Source organism: Pseudomonas sp. FSL R10-0056, from assembly GCF_009600105.1.
Classification (GTDB): Bacteria; Pseudomonadota; Gammaproteobacteria; order Pseudomonadales; family Pseudomonadaceae; genus Aquipseudomonas; species Aquipseudomonas bubulae.
On sequence record NZ_WIWL01000033.1, the window covers coordinates 41,855 to 62,275 of the forward strand.

19 protein-coding genes and 2 pseudogenes are annotated in these 20,421 nt (G+C 48.5%); 19 read left to right on the forward strand and 2 right to left on the reverse strand.

The window, feature by feature from the left end; genetic code table 11:
- Nucleotides 1-258 precede the first annotated feature (258 nt).
- From ihfB to GHO42_RS02200, 18 genes and pseudogenes are all read left to right on the forward strand, one after another.
- A complete protein-coding gene (gene ihfB, locus GHO42_RS02120) occupies nt 259-555 on the forward strand; it encodes an integration host factor subunit beta (protein ID WP_003447108.1) in 297 nt (98 codons plus the stop codon).
- 23 nt (nt 556-578) lie between these two features.
- On the forward strand, nt 579-842 hold the full coding sequence (locus GHO42_RS02125) for a lipopolysaccharide assembly protein LapA domain-containing protein (protein WP_095019026.1): 264 nt from the start codon (nt 579-581) through the stop codon (nt 840-842).
- A 319-nt stretch (nt 843-1,161) separates the two neighbouring features.
- Nucleotides 1,162-2,523: a Wzz/FepE/Etk N-terminal domain-containing protein gene (locus GHO42_RS02130; RefSeq protein WP_178084398.1), complete on the forward strand. Its 1,362-nt coding sequence runs from the start codon at nt 1,162-1,164 to the stop codon at nt 2,521-2,523.
- Nucleotides 2,524-3,397: 874 nt separating this feature from the next.
- Complete coding sequence (gene rfaH, locus GHO42_RS02135; protein ID WP_095031748.1) at nt 3,398-3,925, forward strand: transcription/translation regulatory transformer protein RfaH; 528 nt, start codon at nt 3,398-3,400, stop codon at nt 3,923-3,925.
- A gap of 165 nt (nt 3,926-4,090) precedes the next feature.
- Complete coding sequence (rfbA, locus tag GHO42_RS02140; protein WP_153326581.1) at nt 4,091-4,984, forward strand: glucose-1-phosphate thymidylyltransferase RfbA; 894 nt, start codon at nt 4,091-4,093, stop codon at nt 4,982-4,984.
- Entirely contained in the window at nt 4,981-5,544 is a 564-nt protein-coding gene (gene rfbC / locus GHO42_RS02145) for a dTDP-4-dehydrorhamnose 3,5-epimerase (RefSeq protein WP_095020238.1), read from the forward strand. The genes rfbA and rfbC overlap by 4 nt, the downstream gene beginning before the upstream one ends.
- Before the next feature lie 105 nt (nt 5,545-5,649).
- On the forward strand, nt 5,650-6,879 hold the full coding sequence (locus tag GHO42_RS02150; protein ID WP_095032184.1) for a glycosyltransferase family 2 protein: 1,230 nt from the start codon (nt 5,650-5,652) through the stop codon (nt 6,877-6,879).
- Nucleotides 6,880-6,893: 14 nt separating this feature from the next.
- Nucleotides 6,894-8,408 (forward strand): lipopolysaccharide biosynthesis protein, encoded by a 1,515-nt coding sequence (locus GHO42_RS02155; protein ID WP_153326579.1) that lies wholly within the window; start codon nt 6,894-6,896, stop codon nt 8,406-8,408.
- Nucleotides 8,409-8,430: 22 nt separating this feature from the next.
- Complete coding sequence (locus GHO42_RS02160) at nt 8,431-9,288, forward strand: SDR family oxidoreductase (protein WP_095020235.1); 858 nt, start codon at nt 8,431-8,433, stop codon at nt 9,286-9,288.
- Between the two features lie 16 nt (nt 9,289-9,304).
- Nucleotides 9,305-10,321 (forward strand): polysaccharide biosynthesis protein, encoded by a 1,017-nt coding sequence (locus GHO42_RS02165; protein ID WP_095020234.1) that lies wholly within the window; start codon nt 9,305-9,307, stop codon nt 10,319-10,321.
- Nucleotides 10,322-10,395: 74 nt separating this feature from the next.
- Nucleotides 10,396-11,226 carry a glycosyltransferase family A protein gene (locus GHO42_RS02170; protein WP_095032185.1) on the forward strand — a complete coding sequence of 277 codons (831 nt, stop codon included), beginning with the start codon at nt 10,396-10,398 and terminating at the stop codon, nt 11,224-11,226.
- A gap of 1 nt (nt 11,227) precedes the next feature.
- Nucleotides 11,228-12,277, forward strand: coding sequence for an EpsG family protein (locus GHO42_RS02175; protein WP_153326577.1), 1,050 nt, complete (start codon nt 11,228-11,230; stop codon nt 12,275-12,277).
- Complete coding sequence (locus tag GHO42_RS02180; protein ID WP_153326612.1) at nt 12,216-13,442, forward strand: glycosyltransferase family 4 protein; 1,227 nt, start codon at nt 12,216-12,218, stop codon at nt 13,440-13,442. The genes GHO42_RS02175 and GHO42_RS02180 overlap by 62 nt, the downstream gene beginning before the upstream one ends.
- A pseudogene (locus tag GHO42_RS25965) lies at nt 13,435-14,022 on the forward strand (sugar transferase); the annotation flags it as partial. The gene GHO42_RS02180 and the pseudogene GHO42_RS25965, both read left to right, overlap by 8 nt.
- Nucleotides 14,023-14,049: 27 nt before the next feature.
- Nucleotides 14,050-14,655, forward strand: a pseudogene (locus tag GHO42_RS25970) (acetyltransferase); the annotation flags it as partial.
- Between the two features lie 91 nt (nt 14,656-14,746).
- Complete coding sequence (locus GHO42_RS02190; protein ID WP_178126939.1) at nt 14,747-15,925, forward strand: DegT/DnrJ/EryC1/StrS aminotransferase family protein; 1,179 nt, start codon at nt 14,747-14,749, stop codon at nt 15,923-15,925.
- Between the two features lie 74 nt (nt 15,926-15,999).
- On the forward strand, nt 16,000-17,997 hold the full coding sequence (locus GHO42_RS02195; RefSeq protein WP_095032189.1) for a nucleoside-diphosphate sugar epimerase/dehydratase: 1,998 nt from the start codon (nt 16,000-16,002) through the stop codon (nt 17,995-17,997).
- Nucleotides 17,998-18,107: 110 nt separating this feature from the next.
- Complete coding sequence (locus GHO42_RS02200; protein WP_095002782.1) at nt 18,108-18,437, forward strand: helix-hairpin-helix domain-containing protein; 330 nt, start codon at nt 18,108-18,110, stop codon at nt 18,435-18,437.
- Between the two features lie 63 nt (nt 18,438-18,500).
- Here the strand turns inward: GHO42_RS02200 and GHO42_RS02205 are convergent, their stop codons facing one another.
- Nucleotides 18,501-19,064, reverse strand: coding sequence for a TetR/AcrR family transcriptional regulator (locus GHO42_RS02205; protein ID WP_095002781.1), 564 nt, complete (start codon nt 19,062-19,064; stop codon nt 18,501-18,503).
- Between the two features lie 137 nt (nt 19,065-19,201).
- Complete coding sequence (locus GHO42_RS02210; protein WP_095002780.1) at nt 19,202-19,369, reverse strand: DUF2897 family protein; 168 nt, start codon at nt 19,367-19,369, stop codon at nt 19,202-19,204.
- A 230-nt stretch (nt 19,370-19,599) separates the two neighbouring features.
- Between GHO42_RS02210 and pyrF the strand changes: the two genes are divergently transcribed.
- Nucleotides 19,600-20,298, forward strand: coding sequence for an orotidine-5'-phosphate decarboxylase (gene pyrF, locus GHO42_RS02215; RefSeq protein ID WP_165446498.1), 699 nt, complete (start codon nt 19,600-19,602; stop codon nt 20,296-20,298).
- Nucleotides 20,299-20,421: the final 123 nt, after the last annotated feature.

Sequence of the window (20,421 nt, forward strand, 5' to 3'; positions counted from 1 at the left end):
GGCAAGATCTTGTGTAGGTCGGTTTGCTGCACGTCAGGGAGCTGGCTGTGGGGCAGGGTGAGTGCTGTCGTTGTGCGGCCTGTGATCGATCATGGGCTGTTTGGGCCTGATGGCTATGATGGTGGGTGGTGGAATCAATTTTTTACAGTGCTTATGCGGGTTGTAAAGATAAGTCAATCCCTGGGCTGTTCAAATTCATTCGATCATGCTAAAACCTTGGGAGCGCTGATCTAGCTGCTTGAAAAAGAAGGGAAAAATATGACGAAGTCGGAGTTGATCGAACGAATTGTCACCCATCAAGGGCTACTCTCATCCAAGGATGTGGAGTTGGCCATCAAGACCATGCTTGAACAAATGTCTCAATGCCTCGCGACCGGGGATCGTATTGAAATCCGTGGTTTTGGCAGCTTCTCCCTGCATTACCGCGCCCCTCGTGTAGGCCGCAACCCCAAGACAGGCCAGTCGGTCAGCCTGGATGGAAAATTTGTGCCTCATTTCAAACCGGGCAAAGAGCTGCGAGACCGGGTGAACGAGGATGAGGAAGACGACATTTAACCTTCAGGGAACAGGAGTTGCCGATGCGTACCTTTAAGCGTGCTGCGTCAGTGGTATTTGGGCTGATTGTCATTTTTGGGGTGCTTATTTTTATCCTGGAAAATCAACAGCCTGTAGCATTGGTGTTTTTGGGCTGGCGCACACCCGAATTACCTGGGTCGTTGTTGATCATCTGCGCACTGCTGCTAGGTATGGCTATCGGCCCTGTTCTGGGTTGGCTAGCCTACAGTCGCAAAGCCCGCAAGCTGAAGCTCGAGCTGATGGTGCAAGCCAAGCCAGCAATTTAGGCGCGTCTGGATCCCATTTGCACCATGGATGGCGCATTAGGCAGGGAAAGGAATGTTTGGATAGTTGGTATTTAAAGAATGGTTTAAGCCTCAAACATTCCGTTGAGCCGGAAATAACATCATTGTGCCACTCTTATATTGAAATGTTCTGGAATGCTGGCAAAATGCGGGCTGCTCTCGATTGCCAGTGATTTTTATGCTTTATCAGGTGCGCATTGATGCTCAAGCCTGATGATTAAAACAATAAAAGCCAGTTAAGCGTATGTAAGAATTCCTGCATAACGAGCCCGCAGTTTCTTTTAGAAGGCAGGCCCCGGTTGTGAATAGCAAATCCCGTATCCCCGCTGGAAATCCGTCGTTTGAAGTGGACCTGTTCACTTTATTTCAGGCGGTCTGGAACAAAAAATCCATCATCATTGCAACGAGCGCGCTTTGTGGCATTGCAGCATTGGGTTATGCCTATTTCGTGACGCCTGAGTACCAGGTGAGCAGCATCTTGCGGCCTGCCGCGATCAACGAACTGGATGCCCTCAATCGTTCGGGTGTTTACACCTTGCCGCCTAAAGAAGCTTTGTTAAAAGTCGGTTCATCACTTGAGTCCTATGAGACGCGCCTGAGCTTTTTCAAAGCTAATCAGGCTCTGTTCAGCCAATTCAAGCGTCCGGGCCGGACCTTGGAACAGAGTTTTGAAGATTTCAATCGTGACTCGCTGAAGCTGATTCTGCCTGATCCAACAAAAGCTGATTCGCTGAATGTTTCCATAGGCTTGGAGCTGAACTACCCCAAGGGTGTGGACGGTGTGCAAATTCTTAACGGATTTGTGGATCACGCCATTACAGCTGAGCGTGATCAAATTTCCGCCGATCTGAAGGTTATCGTCAATAATCGTTTAACCGAGCTCAAGGGTAAGATCGACGCTGCTCGCTCCAACTATGAGACCGAAAAGCAGGCGCGGATTGCTACCTTGCTCGAGACGGATAATCTCAAGCGCGCGCAATTGCAGGACGAACTCAAGGCTTTGCGTCAACAGCTCAAGACTGGACGCATGGATCGTATGGCCCAGTTGAGTGAGGCCATTGGCATTGCCAAGGCGCTGGGTATACAAAAGCCTACAACCCCCTCCGCTTTGGGCGATTCTGCGCGACCGGCTGATTCCAGTCTTATGCGCACCGAAATAAACAATCAACAGATCCCCTTGTACTTTCTTGGTGTAGAGGCGCTAGAGGCAGAGCGTGCTGCTTTGAAGAATCGTAGTAACGACGATTTTACCGAAAACCGTATCGCCCAGATCGCTCGTGAACTGTTGTTGTTGCAAAGCAACCGTGAAGTCGAAGTTCTTAAGCTGCGTCAAAATGAAGACCTCTTTTTAAGTGGTGTCGAGCCACTGCGTGCAGAAATTGTCCGTTTGGGTGGGGTTAGCAATCTCGATTTTACTAATTTGAAGCTGGTATCCATTGACCGCAAGGCTCTGGAACCCGTGGCTCCAATCAAGCCAAAAAAAGCCTTGATTACCTTGTTGGGGTTGGTGCTGGGCGCTCTGTTTGGCATCTTGATCGTTATCGCCAAGTACTTTGTAGCTCAGCGTCGTGACGGGCTTCACCAGCCTCTCTCGGTGCAAAGCCGAAGAGATCCGACTGAAACGACGGGTGCTGGTAACCTTTTACAAAAGGATCTGCGCTGATAGGGGGCTGGGCTGACACATTGCAAGCCACTAGTTGATGGATTAATTGCTTCTTCATGGAGCTGTACTGAGAGCAACCTGTACCTTATCAGCTCATGTTTCAACATGGCGCCGTCAACGGCGTCATGGGTTCGCACCATCAGTTGCAGATGGGCACCCTGAGTAATCTGTTAATCGACGGCGGTCTGTTTCAGGGCAATGAGCGCACTGTCAGCGGTGTCATCGGTGCATTGCATCCGCGAAAACTTTGTACTTGCCGGTATCAAAGTGCTGATGCTTACCCATGTCCAAGCTGATCATGTCGGATGCATTCCATAATTTTTTGGCGGCAGGTCTCAAGGATCCGATTGTGTGCAGTGATGCTCCCTCGCCGAAATTATTGGCGTTGGTGCTTTAAGGCTAATTGCGCCTGGAATTGAGCAGAGAGTCGGCACACATTGATCCTTGTCTGAGACGGCTGAAGCAGCACATGACCGAGATGCCTGCTCATCAGTGGTTCTGCATAAGTCAAGAATGACACTCTGCAGACGCAGACCAGATACAAAAGTACGGCCACCCAAGCGGTTATGTTGAATTGGAGGGCAAGCGCTGTATCATTCGCGCAGGCATCAGCACCTTGGGTGGCAATTTTCCCATGCCGATCAGCATGGTTTGCTCGGCTTTGTTTCAGGTATGAAGCATTGGGCCGAGATATATGCTTGGGGTATGGCGAAATAGTGGCGGAACGGGTGGTGGCAGTGAAATTGTCAAACCTGTATCAAACTCAAAACAGATTCGTTGAGGCAGTCATCCCGGCGAGCTGAAGGCCACCCTGTTATTGGCACATGCACTGTACGATGGTAAAACACGGAAGAACTTACTAAATGAATTATCCATGCCCATGATCAGCACCGCAGCAGCTCAGGAATCGACAGTGGCCACAACCGGCGAGTGGTATCTGGTGCAATGCAAGCCCAGACAGGACGAGCGTGCAGAAGAAAACCTTATACGCCAGGGTTATGGGTGTTCACGGCCCACATGCAGGCGTGAGCGAACCCTGCGTGGCCAGATGCACTACGCTGAGGAATCGCTGTTTCCTGGCTACTTGTTTATACATATGCCTGAAGGTGCCAACTGGGCTCCTCTACGTTCCACCCGTGGCGTAGCTCGCGTGGTGGCCTTTGGTGGTCGGCCGCTGGCAGTCGATCACGAGCTGATTATGCAGCTGCAGAGTCGCGCGAGTACTCATATTATCGCCAAATTTAGCCCTGGCGATAAAGTCACCATCCTTGATCAAGGTTTCGCAGGTATTGAGTCCATTTTCATGACAATGGACGGCGAAGAGCGGGTCATCCTGCTTATTAACTTGATGAATCGTCAGCAACAGATCAGCTTGCCTTTGGCGAGTATCGCCAATCGTTGAATAAACGCAGACTGAAGCCGGGGCTATCAATAGTCTTACAACCGTTCTCAGGAAATCGACGAAGAATCCTGGGGCGGTAGCGTACTTTTTTAAAACTCAAATTTATCTCATCACCGGCCAGCGCTGCGAGTGGTGCATTCGAATAATTAAGGAAGTGCTTGAAACATGATCTCGATCAAGCGTAAAGGCATCATTCTTGCTGGTGGCTCAGGTACGCGCCTGCATCCGCTCACGCTGGGAGTCTCTAAACAGATGCTGCCGATCTACGACAAGCCGATGATCTTTTACCCGCTGTCTGTTTTGATGCTGGCGGGGATACAGGAAATTCTGATTATTTCTACTCCGGAAGATCTGCCAAGTTTTGAAAAATTGCTAGGTAATGGCGGTCATTATGGTATTGAGCTCAGTTATGCCGAACAACCTAGTCCCGACGGACTGGCACAAGCCTTTATTATTGGTGAGGCCTTTATTGGTCAAGATCCGGTCTGCCTGATTCTGGGTGATAATATTTTCTATGGACAGCACTTCTCGGACAACTTGCGCTCAGCAATGTCAAAGACGGTAGGTGCTACAGTTTTTGGTTATCACGTCAGTGACCCTGAGCGTTTTGGCGTCGTGGAGTTTGACAGCTCTGGCCAGGCGCTTAGCATCGAGGAGAAACCGCCTAAACCCAAATCGAACTATGCTGTGACCGGGCTGTATTTCTACGACAACCAGATTGTTGAGATAGCGAAGAAGATCAAACCTTCGGCAAGGGGCGAGCTTGAGATTACCGATGTCAACCAGGCATATCTAGAACAGAAAGAACTGAGCGTTGAAATATTGGGGCGCGGGTTTGCCTGGCTTGACACTGGGACCCATGAATCACTGCTGGAGGCGAGTCATTTTGTCCATACCATTGAGAAGCGCCAGGGATTGAAGGTTGCTTGCCTGGAAGAAATTGCATTCAACAATGGCTGGATAACCTCTCAGGTGTTGGCTGAGCAGGCCGAAAGATTTAAAAAAACCGGTTACGGACAATACCTGGGCAAGCTGTTATCTGAGGGGAGCGGTGCATGAAATTCATGCCATCAACATTGCCTGGCGTAGTGATAATCGAGCCGGACGTTTACGAAGATGAACGCGGCTGGTTCATGGAAAGTTTCAATGCTCGCAAGTTTGAAGACGGCTTGCAGCAATTGGGGCTGCCGATTCCTGATCCCTTTGTACAAGACAATCAGTCTTGCTCCAGAAAGGGCGTGCTACGTGGATTGCATTATCAAATCGAGCCTTTTGCACAAGGGAAATTGGTCAGTGTTAGCAGCGGGGCAGCGTTTGATGTTGCTGTAGATATTCGTCCAGAGTCCCAGGCGTATGGCAAATGGTTCGGACTTGAATTGAATGCAGAGAATAAAAAAATGCTGTGGATACCCGCTGGGTTTGCGCACGGTTTTCTTGCGCTGGAAGACAATACGGTATTTAGTTACAAGACGACGAATTTTTATCATCAGGCGTCGGAACGCAGTGTTTTTTGGAATGACCCAATAATAGATGTAAAGTGGCCAATGTTTAGTAAGTATCTAGTAAATACCAAAGACCAAGAGGCTCCTTGCTTGTCTCTGCTGCAACATGAGCAATGAAGGTATTGATGTCAAAGGTCTTAGGGCACGGCTATCTATGAAGTGAAAGCTTGAGTTTTGATAATCCAACCCCGGTACAGCTATTTGTCAGGGTATTTATAATAAATGAGTAAGTCAGGGGGCAGTGTGAGCGTAGGTTCAAAATTTTTGGTCAGTGTGGTGGTCGCTACTCACAACCGGTCTAAGTATGCAATTGATTGTCTTCGAAGTGTCCTGGAGATTGCAGGTTCTGATCTGCAAGTTGCTGTTCATGACACAAGCAATGATAGCTGTGAACTAAAAAACTGGGCTGCCGGACTAGATGATGCACGTCTGAAATATGTTCACAGTAACGAGCGTCTGTCAATGACTGAGAACCATGAGAAGGCGCTCAAGCTGGCTGATGGAGAATATATTTGCCTTATTGGAGATGATGATTCTGTTTCAAAGAGAATTGTGGATGTAGCAAAATTTGCTCAAGCTAACGATATTAAGATTATTACCCCGCCTGTCAAGGCAACCTACTACTGGCCCGATTTTAGGACGAAATTTTACGGCGACAAGCACGCAGGTAAAGTCTATCTGGATAACTTTTCCGGCGAGGTGACTTACATAAATCTGAGTGATCGCTTGAATCTTTCTCTGGCTCAAGCTTGTCAGGGGACGGACCGTCTACCAAAACTTTATCATGGCTTGGTTCATAAAACGGTTATAGAAAAAATAAGGCAGGTCAATAACGGTGTGTTGCTTTATGGCACCAGCCCCGATATCTCCGCATCCCTGTCTATCTGTCTAGTCGGTGGTGATAATTACTGCATGATTGATTTTCCCTTCACCATACCGGGCGGGAGTGCCGGCAGCAACAGCGGCCGTAGTGCACTTGGGAAGCACAAGGGTGATCTGAAAACGGATCCGCATTTGGCGCCATTCAAAAATCTGGTGTGGGCCGATGAAATACCCAAATTCTTTAGTGTCGAAACCGTGTGGGCGCATGCTGCTTGGGAAACATTGAGAAATAGCCCGTCGCAAAATGAGTTTAATCGTTTTGGTTTATCAAGGTTATATGCGCAGTGCTTATTCAATCATTGGGACTCACGGCGTTATATTTTTCAGGCATGGAACGCCTCAAGAGAAGTAAATAAAGCGAAAAGCAGTATGTTTGAATTATCTACAGAATTTCTCACTGTTGCTTCAAATCATATATTTTCTCGGATAAAGCGACTGGCAAATCCAAGTCCTAGTAATGGGAGGGAAGTGGTCTCGACAGCACCTACAGTGTACGAGGCTAGAAAAAATCTGGATGATAATTTAGACATAAAATTGAAAGCGTTGAACCTGCCTTACATTAACCTATAAGGTTTGCCGTTATAATGAAGAATAATAAGCTTGCAAGTCTGAAGTCTTTGCTGGCAGCAAGCGTATCTGGAAAGATTGTGTATGCCTTATCGAGTTTGGTTTCTTTGCCGTTGCTGACAAAATTGTTGGGAGCTGAATCAATCGGGTTGATTGGTTTTTTTACAACTTTATTGATGGTCATGATGGTGTTGGAAGGTGGACTGACGAGTAATTTAATTCAGCAGTTGGCCAGCTATAAGTCAAGATCTGTTCATGCCTATCAGCGTTATGCAATGGCGACCAAATGCCTTGTCTTCACGTATGTGTCCATATTTGTAGTCATAGGTGTTGTGGTCGCTGTTGTTATTCTCTTGTTGTCGGGATATATAGCGGACCATTGGTTACAGTTCGAAAGTGTCACTAAATCTGAAGTAGCGCGCTGTATTGAATTAATGGCATTGTTTATAGGCCTGAACTTTGTAGTCATGGCTCTGCAAGGCGTTTTGGTAGGGAGGGAGAGTCAGAAAATTTTGAATGTGTTTTTCCTTCCCTACGCTTTTATCAGGACCATGGGGGCGTGGTTGTTATTAAAGTTCGTTTTTAATATTGCAACGGTTGTCGCTTATTTTGAATTGCAGTTAGTTGTTCAGATTGTCTATGTGTGTGGGCTCTTTTATGCCTTGCACAAAGAACAATTGATCGTTCCTGCGGTTAAATTGTTTCGTGTCTGGTATCTTAAGAAGGGAGTGGCGTTCAGTCGGGGGGTATTGTTTATATCGCTGTCCTCTATGTTGGTTGTTCAGTATGACAAAATCTATTTGAGTGGTAGCGTGCCATTGAGCACATATGCTTCATATACCCTCGCCTGCACACTTGCAGGATTACCCTATATTTTTTCATCCGCTTTTAGTTCTGTTCTCTTTCCCCGGTTTTCAATAGATATTACGAAAGGTGACAATGAGCGAGTATCAAAAATATTTGTATCTTCTGTCAGTATTATCTTTTTGCTCATGATGCTTTTCATCGTGGCGGTATATTTTTACTCTCCTGCTGTCGTCGAGCTAATTTTTGCTAAGACGATAGCGGATGAAGTTAATAGTATTTTGCCTGTGCTGGTGATAGCGACAAGCATACAGTGCCTTTTGGTAGTGCCATTTGCCTTACAACTAGCCGCGAAGTGGACATCCCTTTCTCTGCGTATCAACCTGGTGTGCATCCCTCTTATTATAGGCTTGCTTCCTGTTATGGTACGTGAGTGGGGGGTGAATGGAGGGGCTTATATCTGGTTGGGTTATAACATGGTTTCTTTGGGTTGTACCTTCTACTATGTGGCTCAAAGATTTGAGTTCTTGAAGCCTGCGCTGCTTGGAAAAGTAGTCGCTGTTGCAGGTATTATGGCGATGCTATGTGTTGTTCACTACGGTGTAAGTTCGTTGACTGCGCAGGTTGAAAATATCTACCTGGCGCTATCGCTACAAGTGCTGAGTATAATGTTGACCTTGTTTTTTGGGCTCTATTTTATTAAAAAAGATATCATGAATTTCAAGTAAATTAATGTCGGTGAGGTTGTCAATGAAAGTGCTTCTGCTCGGTGCTTCTGGCATGTTAGGTAGCATGTTATATAAGCAGCTTGTTACTGATGTTAGATATGATGTGGCGGGGACGGTACGAAGCAGTGCCGTGAAAAAGTATTTCAACGACAAGGAGCTATCAAAGTTAATATATGGGGTTGATGTATTAGAGTCTGATAGTTTGTTGTCGTTGTTGAATGACGTCAGGCCGGATGTGGTCATCAATTGTGTAGGGCTCATAAAGCAAGTCGCAACCGCGAATGACCCGCTCAAAGTGCTGCCAGTAAATTCGTTGCTTCCTCACAGGTTGTGTAACCTCTGTGAATTGATAGGTGCCAGGCTGATCCACATTAGCACTGATTGCGTTTTTTCAGGTCATATTGGTGGGTACACGGAAGATTCTATTTCGGACTCTGAGGATCTTTATGGGAAGTCGAAATTCATTGGTGAAGTGATAGAGTCGTCGTCGGCGATAACCCTTAGAACTTCCATTATTGGGCATGAATTGTCGAGTAATAAATCGCTGATAGACTGGTTCTTGAGTCAGCAAGGCAGTATCAAAGGATACTCGAAAGCCGTATTCTCCGGATTACCGACCGTTGAGCTTGCCAGAGTGATCATGGATTATGTTTTGCCTAATCCTGAGTTGCACGGTCTCTATCATGTGTCTTCAGAGCCAATTAACAAGGAGGCGTTGCTGCGTCTCGTGGCCAATCAATATGAGAAAACAATCAATATAGTACCTGATGATTCATTGGTTATTGATAGGTCGTTAATATCTAATAAATTCAAACGTGCAACAGGGTATACAGCACCCGCTTGGGATGTTTTGATTAAGCAGATGTTTGATAATAAATAATTTAGAGGTCGCAGCAATGTTTGATGATAAGGTTTTAATGATCACCGGCGGTACGGGTTCTTTTGGTAATACAGTTCTGAACCGTTTTTTGGATACGGCAGTTAAAGAAATCCGGATTTTCAGTCGTGATGAGAAAAAGCAGGAGGACATGCGTATCCTTCTGTCTAACGACAAAGTAAAATTCCATATCGGTGATGTAAGAGACTACGCAAGCATTAGTCAGGCAATGGTTGGTGTAGATTATGTTTTCCATGCGGCGGCTCTTAAGCAAGTTCCGTCGTGTGAGTTTTTCCCTATGGAAGCCGTGAAAACAAATGTAATTGGTACTGAAAACGTATTGAATGCAGCTATCGCTGCAGGTGTAAAGCGCGTGGTGGTACTGAGCACCGATAAGGCTGTTTATCCTATCAATGCCATGGGCATTTCGAAGGCGATGGCAGAGAAATTGGTAATTGCCAAATCAAGAATGATCCCCACCACGTCGGATACTGTGATCTGTTCTACACGTTATGGGAATGTGATGGCTTCTCGCGGGTCGGTCATTCCATTGTTCGTCAATCAATTGAAAAATGGGCAGCAGTTGACCGTTACGGATCCTAATATGACAAGATTTTTGATGTCATTAGAAGACTCTGTCGACTTGGTTTTACATGCTTTTGAACATTCCAAGCAAGGGGATGTGTTTGTACAGAAAGCGCCGGCATCGACAGTTGCTGACTTGGCAGAGGCGCTCAAAGAGTTGTTTGCCAGCGAGCAAAGCATAAAGATAATCGGCACGCGCCACGGTGAAAAATTATACGAATCGCTTATTTCTCGCGAAGAGATGGCTAAGTCCGAAGACATGGGGCGGTACTACAGAATTCCAGCAGATAACCGTGACTTGAACTACGAGAAGTATTCTTCCAATGGAGAGGAAAATGTTTCTTTAATGGATGATTACACGTCGCACAATACAGCCCGTTTGAGTGTTCCGGAAATTAAAGAGTTGCTTTTGAAGTTGGATTATATTAAAGGCGCTCTTGAGGATAACTAATACATCAACAGTCGCAGTGGTTGAAATAAGGGCCAGATAATGGCCCTGTACCGTGAGTTTGCGTGGGGCTGTATATGAGCGAAACAGATGTCAATCTACACAGTGCAAGTGTCAGTGTGGTAATACCATGTTACCGTTGCGAGGAAACCATTCGAAGAGCCGTAGACTCTGTCTATAAACAGACATGGCGTCCTCTGGAAGTTATTCTGGTTGATGATTGCAGCCCGGATCAAACGCTGGAAGCATTAAAAGCGATTAAAGCGCAATACCCAGAAGGTTGGGTCAGAATAGTCGAAATTAAAACCAATGGTGGGCCAGGTAACGCACGCAATATGGGATGGGCGTCTGCCAAAGGGGATTACGTGGCATTTCTCGACGCGGATGATAGTTGGCATCCGTGCAAAACAGAGCAGCAGTACTCATGGATGCTAAAGAATACTGAAGTTTCACTGACCGGGCAACAAAGCACACTCCATGATTCTCTGGACCCAGCTCCCGTATTTGCAAATCCATGCAGCACGGTAAGCTTTCGGATCATTCAGAGAAAAGAGCTGCTACTGTCTAATAAATTTTCCACCTCGTCGGTGATGGTCAAGGTGGCTTTGGCCTACCGTTTTGTTGACTCCAGAAGTTACTCTGAAGATTATGAGTTATGGTGTGATGTTGCGTTTGACAGCGGTCAGTGTCACGTCATGAATCAAGCACTCACTTATACGCATAAAGCTATATTTGGTGTTTCTGGACTAAGTAGTAATCTGTGGAAGATGGAGCAAGGAGAACTGCTTGTTTATCGTAAACTTTACAAGCAGAGTAAAATTGGTTTGCCTGATTACATGTTTTATTCTGCCTGGTCGATGTTGCGTTACTTTCGTCGGTGCATAAAAGTATATCTGGCTGGTTCTTAATATGGAGTACTTGATAGGTTGGGGGGTGGTTTATTATTTGCTGATCATATCCAGTGCTGTCGACCACAAAAGTCGTCTACCGGCTTGTTTGGCACTGGTTTATTTTTTGTTTTTGGCTGTGATGCGAGGTTCAGTAGGCACGGACACAGAAAATTACGAGTCCATCGTCGGTTTATTTCAGCAAGGTTTCCAGTTTTCAGGCATGGAGCCGGGATTTGTAGGTGTCAGCTGGATATTGTTTCAGATTACGGATTCTCCATTTTTGGTCATGCGTATCATAAGCTTTCTTGTCGTCGCCATGGCATTGTTGTTTATATGGAAATCTGATGATAATGAGCGATTTGCCATGTTGTCTTATTTTATTCCGGCGTTCATTTACTCGTACAGCATGAATGCAGTACGGATAGGGTTTGCTTCCATGGCTATTTTGTTGGCATTCCAAATGGTCAGGGCTCAGAGTAAAAGCCGTTTTGCTTATCTGTTTTCGGCCGTGATGTTTCACTATTCATCGTTGTTTTCAATCGTCTATATTTGGCTGACCAGCACGGATTTAATCAACAAGAGAAGTCTGACCTTCGCGTTGTTCGCTACTATGTTGGTGCCGGTTCTACTTTACATAAATATCGATTATTTTAACGTCAAACTTTTGTCGTATCAGGGGGCAGAGTCGCCTAACATTCTGTCGGGACTTAGTAAGGTTGTGGTGTGTCTGGTTTTTTTAGGAGGGTTGTTTTTTTCCGGTTTGCAGTGGGGCGATAAAAGTAAGTCTTGTTTCATGGGGTTAGGTGGCATCGTATTATTTTGGTTACTTTCCAGTGTTTCCTATGCGGGCTTGCGCTTTCTTGATTTGATGTCATTTGCTTTGCCTGTTTCAATTATGATTCTTCACGGCAAAAGCAAGCAGGCGTTTAATCTTCCATTAAAAATGTCGTTCGTGTGTGCAGGGCTTTTATCCGCATTTAGTTTGTATAGGAACTTCACATTTGAATATGGCCAAGGAGGGGCGCCGTTCATGCCCTATTATATTGCGGATTTCTTTCGCATTTTGTAAATATTACCTCATTAAGGTTACCAACGTGCGAAATAAAATATTGATAGTGGCGACTGTACCCGAGACCTTTACCAGTATTCTTAAAGGGCAGCCGAATTATCTAAATATTCAGAACAATGTTGAAATTGTTACCTCGCCAGATGCTAAATCACGGAGTATTGATGAGGGGGTTAAGGTTCATTATGTTCCAATGGTACGAGGGATTAATCCGTTAAAGGATATTGTGTCTGTTCTGAAAATGGTTTTCCTGCTTTCCAGAGAACGTCCATTGGCCGTACATTCCTACACTCCAAAAGCGGGTTTGGTCACTATGTTGGCGGCCTGGATTTGTCGTGTTCCGGTCAGGATTCACACGTTTACAGGTTTGATATTTCCAACTCAAAAAGGATTCAAAAAGTCGTTATTGATCTGGATTGATCGCTTGATTTGCGCATGTGCTACACGAGTCGTGCCTGAGGGAGAGGGTGTCAAGAAGGACCTGGTGCAGTACAAAATAACCCGTCGGCCACTATCTGTTATTGGTCATGGAAACATAGCTGGAGTAGACGTTTCCTTCTTCGATCCAGGCAGTCTATCCCTTGCAGAAAGTTCATCGACATTAAAGTCTTCATTAAACATCACTTCCGGCGACGTTGTGTACTGTTTTGTAGGACGGCTCAATAAAGATAAAGGGCTAAAGGAATTGGCCTTGGCGTTCTCTGCCTTGCCAGCCCACGCACATTTGATCATCGTCGGGGATATGGACGACTCCGCACCGATTGATGGTGCATCAATGAATTTTTTTCAGTCCCATCCAAGAGTTCATTTGTTGGGTTTTCAACAGGATATCCGCACTGCCTTGCTCAGCTCTGATATTCTGGTACTTCCCAGTTATCGTGAAGGCTTTCCCAATGTCGTATTGCAAGGCGGTGCGATGGGGCTTCCCTGTATCGTGACGGACATTAGCGGTTGTAATGAAATAATAGAGCCTGGCTTCAATGGCTGGCTGGTACCTCCCCAGGATCATCAGGGACTGACCGATGCCATGCTTGAATCATTAAGTTCACCTCCGGATCTACTCTCTCGTATGGGGAGAAACGCCAGACAGCGTGTTGTCAGTCGTTTCAACCGCAAAGACCATTTGTTACGGATGGCGAATTTTTATAAGGAAGAGCTTAATGTTTAAGCGTGTGGTTGACGTGTGTTTGTCTTTTTTTGGGCTCCTGGCATTGTTGCCTGTCATTGTTATCGTCTCTTACATGGTCAGTCGCCGTTTGGGACGGCCTATTATTTTTTCCCAGGTTCGCCCAGGTCTTTATGGCAAACCTTTCAAAATGTATAAATTCCGTACAATGAAAGATGCTGTTGATGCCCATGGCAATCCTTTGCCTGATTCGGAGCGCATGACACCCTTCGGCGCTTTTTTACGCTCCAGCAGTCTTGATGAACTCCCAGGGCTCTGGAACGTGCTCAAAGGCGATATGAGTCTGGTGGGTCCACGACCTCTATTGATGGAATACCTGCCCCTTTACAGCCCTGAGCAGGCGCGCCGACATGATGTCAAGCCCGGGATTACAGGGTGGGCGCAAGTTAATGGCCGTAATGCAATCAGCTGGGAGCAGAAATTTCAGTATGATATTTGGTATGTCGAAAACCAGTCATTCTGGTTGGATTTGAAGATCATCGCGCTGACCGTCAAGAAAGTCTTTATACGTGAAGGTATCAGTGCTGCCGGTGAAGTGACGATGTCGAAGTTCGCAGGCAGTCTCCCCACAACCAAGAAGCTTGCAATTCTGGGCGCAGGAGGTCATGCCAAGGTCGTTGCTGACACCGCTGAATGCTGCCACTGGGAATCTATCGAGGTGTTTGATGACCACTGGCCCACTGCACGGCTGGTTGGCCATTGGCCCGTTGTCGGTGACACCAATGGCTTGTTGGCGCGCTTGCAGGAATTTGACGGCGTCATAGTTGCAATTGGCAATAATGAAATCCGACGCTCGAAACTGGCTGATTTGGCCAACGCTGGGGCAAAGCTCATCACCTTGATTCATCCTTCTGCCACCATTAGCCGACATGCCAAAGTAGGCAAAGGTGTTGTGGCCTTTGCGGGTGTTGTGGTCAATCCGGGAGCGACCATTGGTGATGGAGTCATCCTCAATACCGGGTGTAGCATCGATCACGATTGTCTTTTGGACGAATGTGTCCATGTCAGTCCCGGGGCCAGGCTTGCGGGCACAGTCAGTGTGGGCCAGTTAAGCTGGATCGGCATCGGTGCGTCTGTAAAGCAGTCGATCCATATTGGCTGCAACGTGCGAGTCGGGGCAGGAGCTGCAGTGGTGAGTGATATTGGCGACGACACAACAGTTGTGGGTGTTCCAGCTAAAACTCTGGGAAATTAATGGTTTATAGTGATCTTTAATTTATATAAGATTTTGAACACCCTGCGTGCACGGACAAACTTTTTATCATTCAAATCATGGGTACTGAATCGTGCTGAATACACCATTTTCTCCTTGGCCCTCCTTCACGGAAGAAGAAGCCGACGCTGTCCGTGCGGTAATTTTGTCGAACAAGGTCAACTATTGGACTGGACAAGAAACCCGCTCTTTTGAAAAAGAATTTGCCGCCTGGTCAGGCACGGAATATGCCGTGGCCCTAGCCAATGGTACGGTAGCACTGGATGTGGCGTTGAAGGCACTTGATATCGGTCCGGGTGATGAAGTTGTTGTTACTTCTCGTACCTTCCTGGCTTCGGTTTCAAGCATTGTTAATGCTGGGGCTGTGCCGATATTTGCAGATGTCGACCTTGACTCGCAGAACTTCACTGCTGAAACCATTAGTGCAGTGTTGACGCCCCGTACCAAAGCCCTCATTTGTGTTCATCTGGCTGGATGGCCATGTGACATGGATCCGATCATGGATTTGGCGGCTGAGCATGACCTGAAGGTGATCGAAGATTGCGCCCAAGCTCATGGAGCTCATTACAAAGGCCGTCCTGTCGGCTCCATCGGTCATATCGCCGCCTGGTCGTTCTGCCAGGACAAGATCATGACCACGGGCGGTGAAGGCGGCATGGTCACCACCAATGATCGCCAGCTGTGGGCCGACATGTGGGCCTACAAGGATCATGGCAAGAGCTGGGAAGCGGTTTACGAGCGTGAGCATGCACCAGGTTTCCGCTGGCTGCACGAAAGCTTCGGCACGAACTGGCGGATGCTTGAGGTTCAGGCTGTTATCGGACGCATCCAGTTGCGCCGGATGCAAGAGTGGCATGCCGCTCGGCTGAAAAATGCTTCACGTATTTGGGCCCAGGCCCGGCAGTTGCCTGCACTTCGTGTACCCGTGTTGCCGGTCGCTGATGTGCACGCGGCCTACAAGTGCTATGTATTTGTACGTCCGCAAGCCCTTAAGACTAGTTGGTCCCGTGATCGCATTCTCAACGAGATGGTCGCGCGCGGTGTACCTGCTTTTTCCGGTTCATGTTCTGAGGTGTATCTAGAAAAGGCATTTGAAGGTACTGGCTGGCGTCCTTCGTTACGATTAGCGCATGCGAAAGAGTTGGGCGAGACGAGCATGATGTTTCTGGTTCATCCCACACTGACACAGCAAGAAATAGAATTGACCTGTAAGGTATTGAGTGATGTCGTGCAGGAAGCTTCACTGGTCTGACGCTCAACTTAGGGATAAATAGAGTGTCAGCTTGTTGATGGTTTTTTGGAGTAGCGTAGGTGTTCAAAGGATATATGGATAAAATTCGAGCGTACTTACTCAACCTGTCGAGACGGGATAAACGAGTTATTCAAGTGGTGACAGACGTGGTTCTCGTCTGGTTCGCCCTATGGCTTGCATTTGTCGTGCGCCTAGGGATTGACGATATGATCAATCCGGTCAAGCTACATCTGTGGCTGTTTATCTGCGCCCCTTTGATTGCCATCCCGCTGTTTATCCGTTTCGGTATGTACCGTGCCGTCATGCGCTATTTCGGCAACGATGCACTGATCGCCATCATCAAGGCTGTCAGTCTGTCGTCGTTGGTCCTGGCCGTAGTGATGTATTGGTACAGCACCCCTGAAAATGCCGTGCCGCGTTCGATAATCTTCAACTACTGGTGGCTGAGCCTTATCCTGCTTGGCGGTTTGCGCCTGGCCATGCGCCAATACTTTTTGGGTGACTGGTTTGCTGCGGCCCAGCATGTGCCTTTTACCAGTCGAGATGACGGTCTGCCGCGCGTGGCCATCTACGGTGCCGGTGCCGCAGGCAACCAGCTGGTCGCCGCTTTGCGCATGGGTCGTGCCATGCGACCGGTGGCGTTTATTGACGATGATGAAAGTATTGCAGATCGCATCATCTCTGGCTTGCAGGTTTACAAGCCCGAACATATTCAGCAGATGATCGAACGTACCGGCGCCCAGGAACTGTTGTTGGCAGTCCCTTCTTCGTCCCGTGCACGTCGTCGCGAGATTTTGGGTTTGCTTGAAGGTTTTCCGCTCCACGTCCGCAGTGTCCCCGGTTTTATGGATCTTGCCAGTGGCCGGGTCAAGGTTGACGATATTCAGGAAGTGGATATTGCCGACTTGTTGGGCCGCGATCCGGTTCCCGCGCAAGGTGAGTTGCAGGAGCGTTGTATCAAGGGCCAATGTGTCATGGTCACAGGCGCCGGCGGTTCAATTGGTTCTGAGTTGTGCCGGCAAATTCTGGCCTTGAAGCCCACTACGTTGCTGCTGTTCGAACATAGCGAATTCAACCTGTACAGCATATTTGGCGAGCTGGAGCGCAGGGTCGGTCTGGAATCGCTTTCGGTTAAGGTGCTACCAATCCTGGGTTCTGTGCGCAATCCGGACAAATTGCTGGATGTGATGAAGGCCTGGCATGTCGATACGGTGTACCACGCGGCGGCCTATAAACATGTGCCAATGGTTGAGCACAATATTGCCGAGGGTGTGCTGAACAACGTAATAGGCACGCTCAACACTGCTCAGGCAGCCTTGCAGTCGGGTGTATCGAACTTCGTTCTGATTTCCACTGACAAGGCCGTGCGCCCGACCAATGTGATGGGCAGTACCAAGCGTCTTGCCGAGATGACGTTGCAAGCACTCAGTCGTGAAGTGGCGCCCGTGCTGTTTGGTGACTCGGCCAATGTGTCGCGGGTAAATAAAACCCGTTTCACCATGGTGCGTTTTGGCAATGTACTGGGCTCTTCAGGGTCGGTGATTCCGCTGTTTCACAAGCAGATCAAGGCCGGTGGCCCGCTAACCGTGACTCACCCCAAGATTACCCGTTACTTCATGACGATCCCCGAGGCGGCTCAATTGGTGATTCAGGCCGGCTCAATGGGGCAGGGGGGCGATGTTTTTGTCCTTGATATGGGTGAGCCGGTGCGTATTGTCGAGCTGGCCGAGAAAATGATCCATCTCTCTGGTTTTAGCGTTCGCTCGGATAAAAATCTGCATGGCGATATTGAGATCGAGTTCACCGGCTTGCGCCCTGGCGAAAAGCTTTACGAAGAGTTGCTGATTGGCGATAACGTAGTCGCGACCCGGCACCCCATGATCATGTGTGCCAACGAAGACATGTTGCCTTGGGAAGAGCTCAAGCAGCGATTGTCGCAATTGCTTGAAGCTGTTGATCAGGATGACTATATGCGGGTACGCCAACTGTTGCGCGAGACGGTCAGTGGTTATGCGCCCGAAGGTGAAATCGTTGACTGGATTCACCAGCAACGCCGTGCTGAGCCGTCCTGATTACACACCCTGCAACGCTCTGGTTTTTGACACTCCATAACCATCGCCTAAGTTTGAAATACAGCTCAGGAAAGCTGTTTTTAAATTAACGATGTTATGGAGTGTCAATTATGCGTACTGCTTTTCTCTCTTCGATTTTCTTTGCCTTGATGGTAGGTGTTTCCAGTGTGGCCCATGCCGCACCTGCGGCCGGAGCAGTTGAACCGGTGGTTGCTGCGCCAGTAGTGCTGGATGCCAAAGTGGTGACGATTAATATCAATACCGCAGATGAGGCTACCCTGCAGCGTGAACTCTCGGGTGTAGGGGCTGTTAAAGCCAAGGCGATCGTGGCTTATCGCGAGGCCAATGGTGATTTTACTTCAGTCGATGAGTTGCTTGAGGTCAAAGGCATAGGCAAGGTTATTCTGGAGAGAAACCGCGACAAGATCGTAATCAGCTAAGCCAGGTAACAGAACGAAAAAAGCCAGTCATAGACTGGCTTTTTTGTGGCTGTCAGCAAGCGTTCAGGCATAAGGCGCTGACGACTTCAATGTACTGCGCGTGACTTCGAAAATCTTCTGTTTCAGTGCATCACTCTCTGCGCCGCGAGCCAGAACCAGTGCGCCTACCAGGGTAGCGAAAATCACGATGCTTTTGTCTTCAGTGTCTGACCCTTGCAGGGTCGCCTGGATCTGTTTGAGCCTGGCATCGATGACATGGTCGGTGGTGACACTTGCCTGGCCCTGTTGGGCCATTTCAGCGGACATGGTCGGCAACGGGCAACCCTCATGGGGGGAGGTCAGATGCCACTCAGACAAGTAAGCATCGATAAATGCGTGCAGGGGGTGGGGCTGGCTGAACAGTTCGGCGCAGATACCGTCAACCTGGTTGGCTGCGTGCTGCAAGGCTTTTTCTACCAGGTCGTTTTTGGATGAAAAATGAGCATAGAAACCACCGTGAGTAAGGCCCAGTGATTTCATCAGGGGTTGCAGGCCTGTGGCGCCAATACCGTGTCGTCGAAAGAGCCCGGATGCTTCTTTAACGATGCGCTGATGGGTTTGGGCTTTATGATCTTGTGAATAGCGCATGACAGGTGTCTCTTTATGCAATGGACCATCATAGCGTCGACCTTCAAACAGATGCAGTGGTTAATCATGCAACTGTTTGTAGGTTTTTCCTCACCGATGCTCATTCCTTGGCATGCAGGCCCTGAGCGCTTGTCTGACTACCTGTCTTTTGATTCCTTGGCGTCCATTTCGGCATTGCGTTCGGCAACACGTTTGCGTTGCTCATCGGTCAGTTCAACTTTATTGGCTGTGTCACGTAGTGTCATCAGGGCGCCTACAATGACACCGATAGCGACGACGAGAATTAACCAGGCATACCAAGGCATAGAGTGTTCTCCGTGTTGAGTGCAGCACAGGGCAGGGGTTGCGCTGTGTGCTGCTGTTTATCCTGTTAAGTGAGTAAGTGTTGATTGCTTTCAGTGTAGGCCGGTTATTCAGTCATGTGCGGTATAAGCTTGGTAAAGACTAAAATCGTGTATTTACGATCATCGGGTGCCGGTAAGCGGCTGGTTCCGCTACAATGCGCGCCGATTTCGACCAGCCTGAGAACCCGCTAATGTCCGACTGCCAGACTCCTATTATCGTCGCCCTGGATTTCCCGACCCGTGACGCCGCATTGAAACTGGCTGATCAGTTGGACCCCAAGCAGTGCCGTGTCAAGGTGGGCAAAGAGCTGTTCACCAGTTGCGCTTCGGAAATCGTCGGTACTTTGCGCGACAAGGGTTTTGAAGTATTTCTGGACCTGAAGTTCCACGATATCCCCAATACCACGGCAATGGCGGTCAAGGCCGCAGCTGAAATGGGCGTATGGATGGTTAACGTTCACTGTTCGGGCGGCTTGCGCATGATGGCCGCTTGCCGCGAAGTACTCGACAAGCGCACCGGCCCGCAGCCGTTGCTGATTGGCGTGACCGTGTTGACCAGCATGGAGCGTGAAGACCTGGCCGGTATTGGCCTGGATATTGAGCCTCAGGAGCAAGTGTTACGCCTTGCAGCCCTGGCCGACAAGGCCGGTATGGATGGCCTGGTGTGTTCGGCCCTGGAGGCGCAAGCGCTGAAGGCCGCGCACCCGGGTCTGCAACTGGTAACCCCGGGGATTCGTCCTGCGGGCAGTGCGCAGGACGATCAGCGTCGTATCCTGACGCCTCGCCAGGCACTGGATGCAGGTTCTGATTATCTGGTAATCGGGCGCCCGATCAGCCAGGCAGTGGATCCGGCCAAGGCACTCGCTGCCGTGGTAGCTGAGCTGGCTTAAGGCTGTTTGCCACCGTTTTGATTCGGCAATCGCGGGCAAGCCCGCGATTGCCGCGCCGCGGTCTGCCTTGACAGGCCGCGGTGCCTGTATTGCGAGCAAGTCCGCTGCCACCTGTATGTGGTG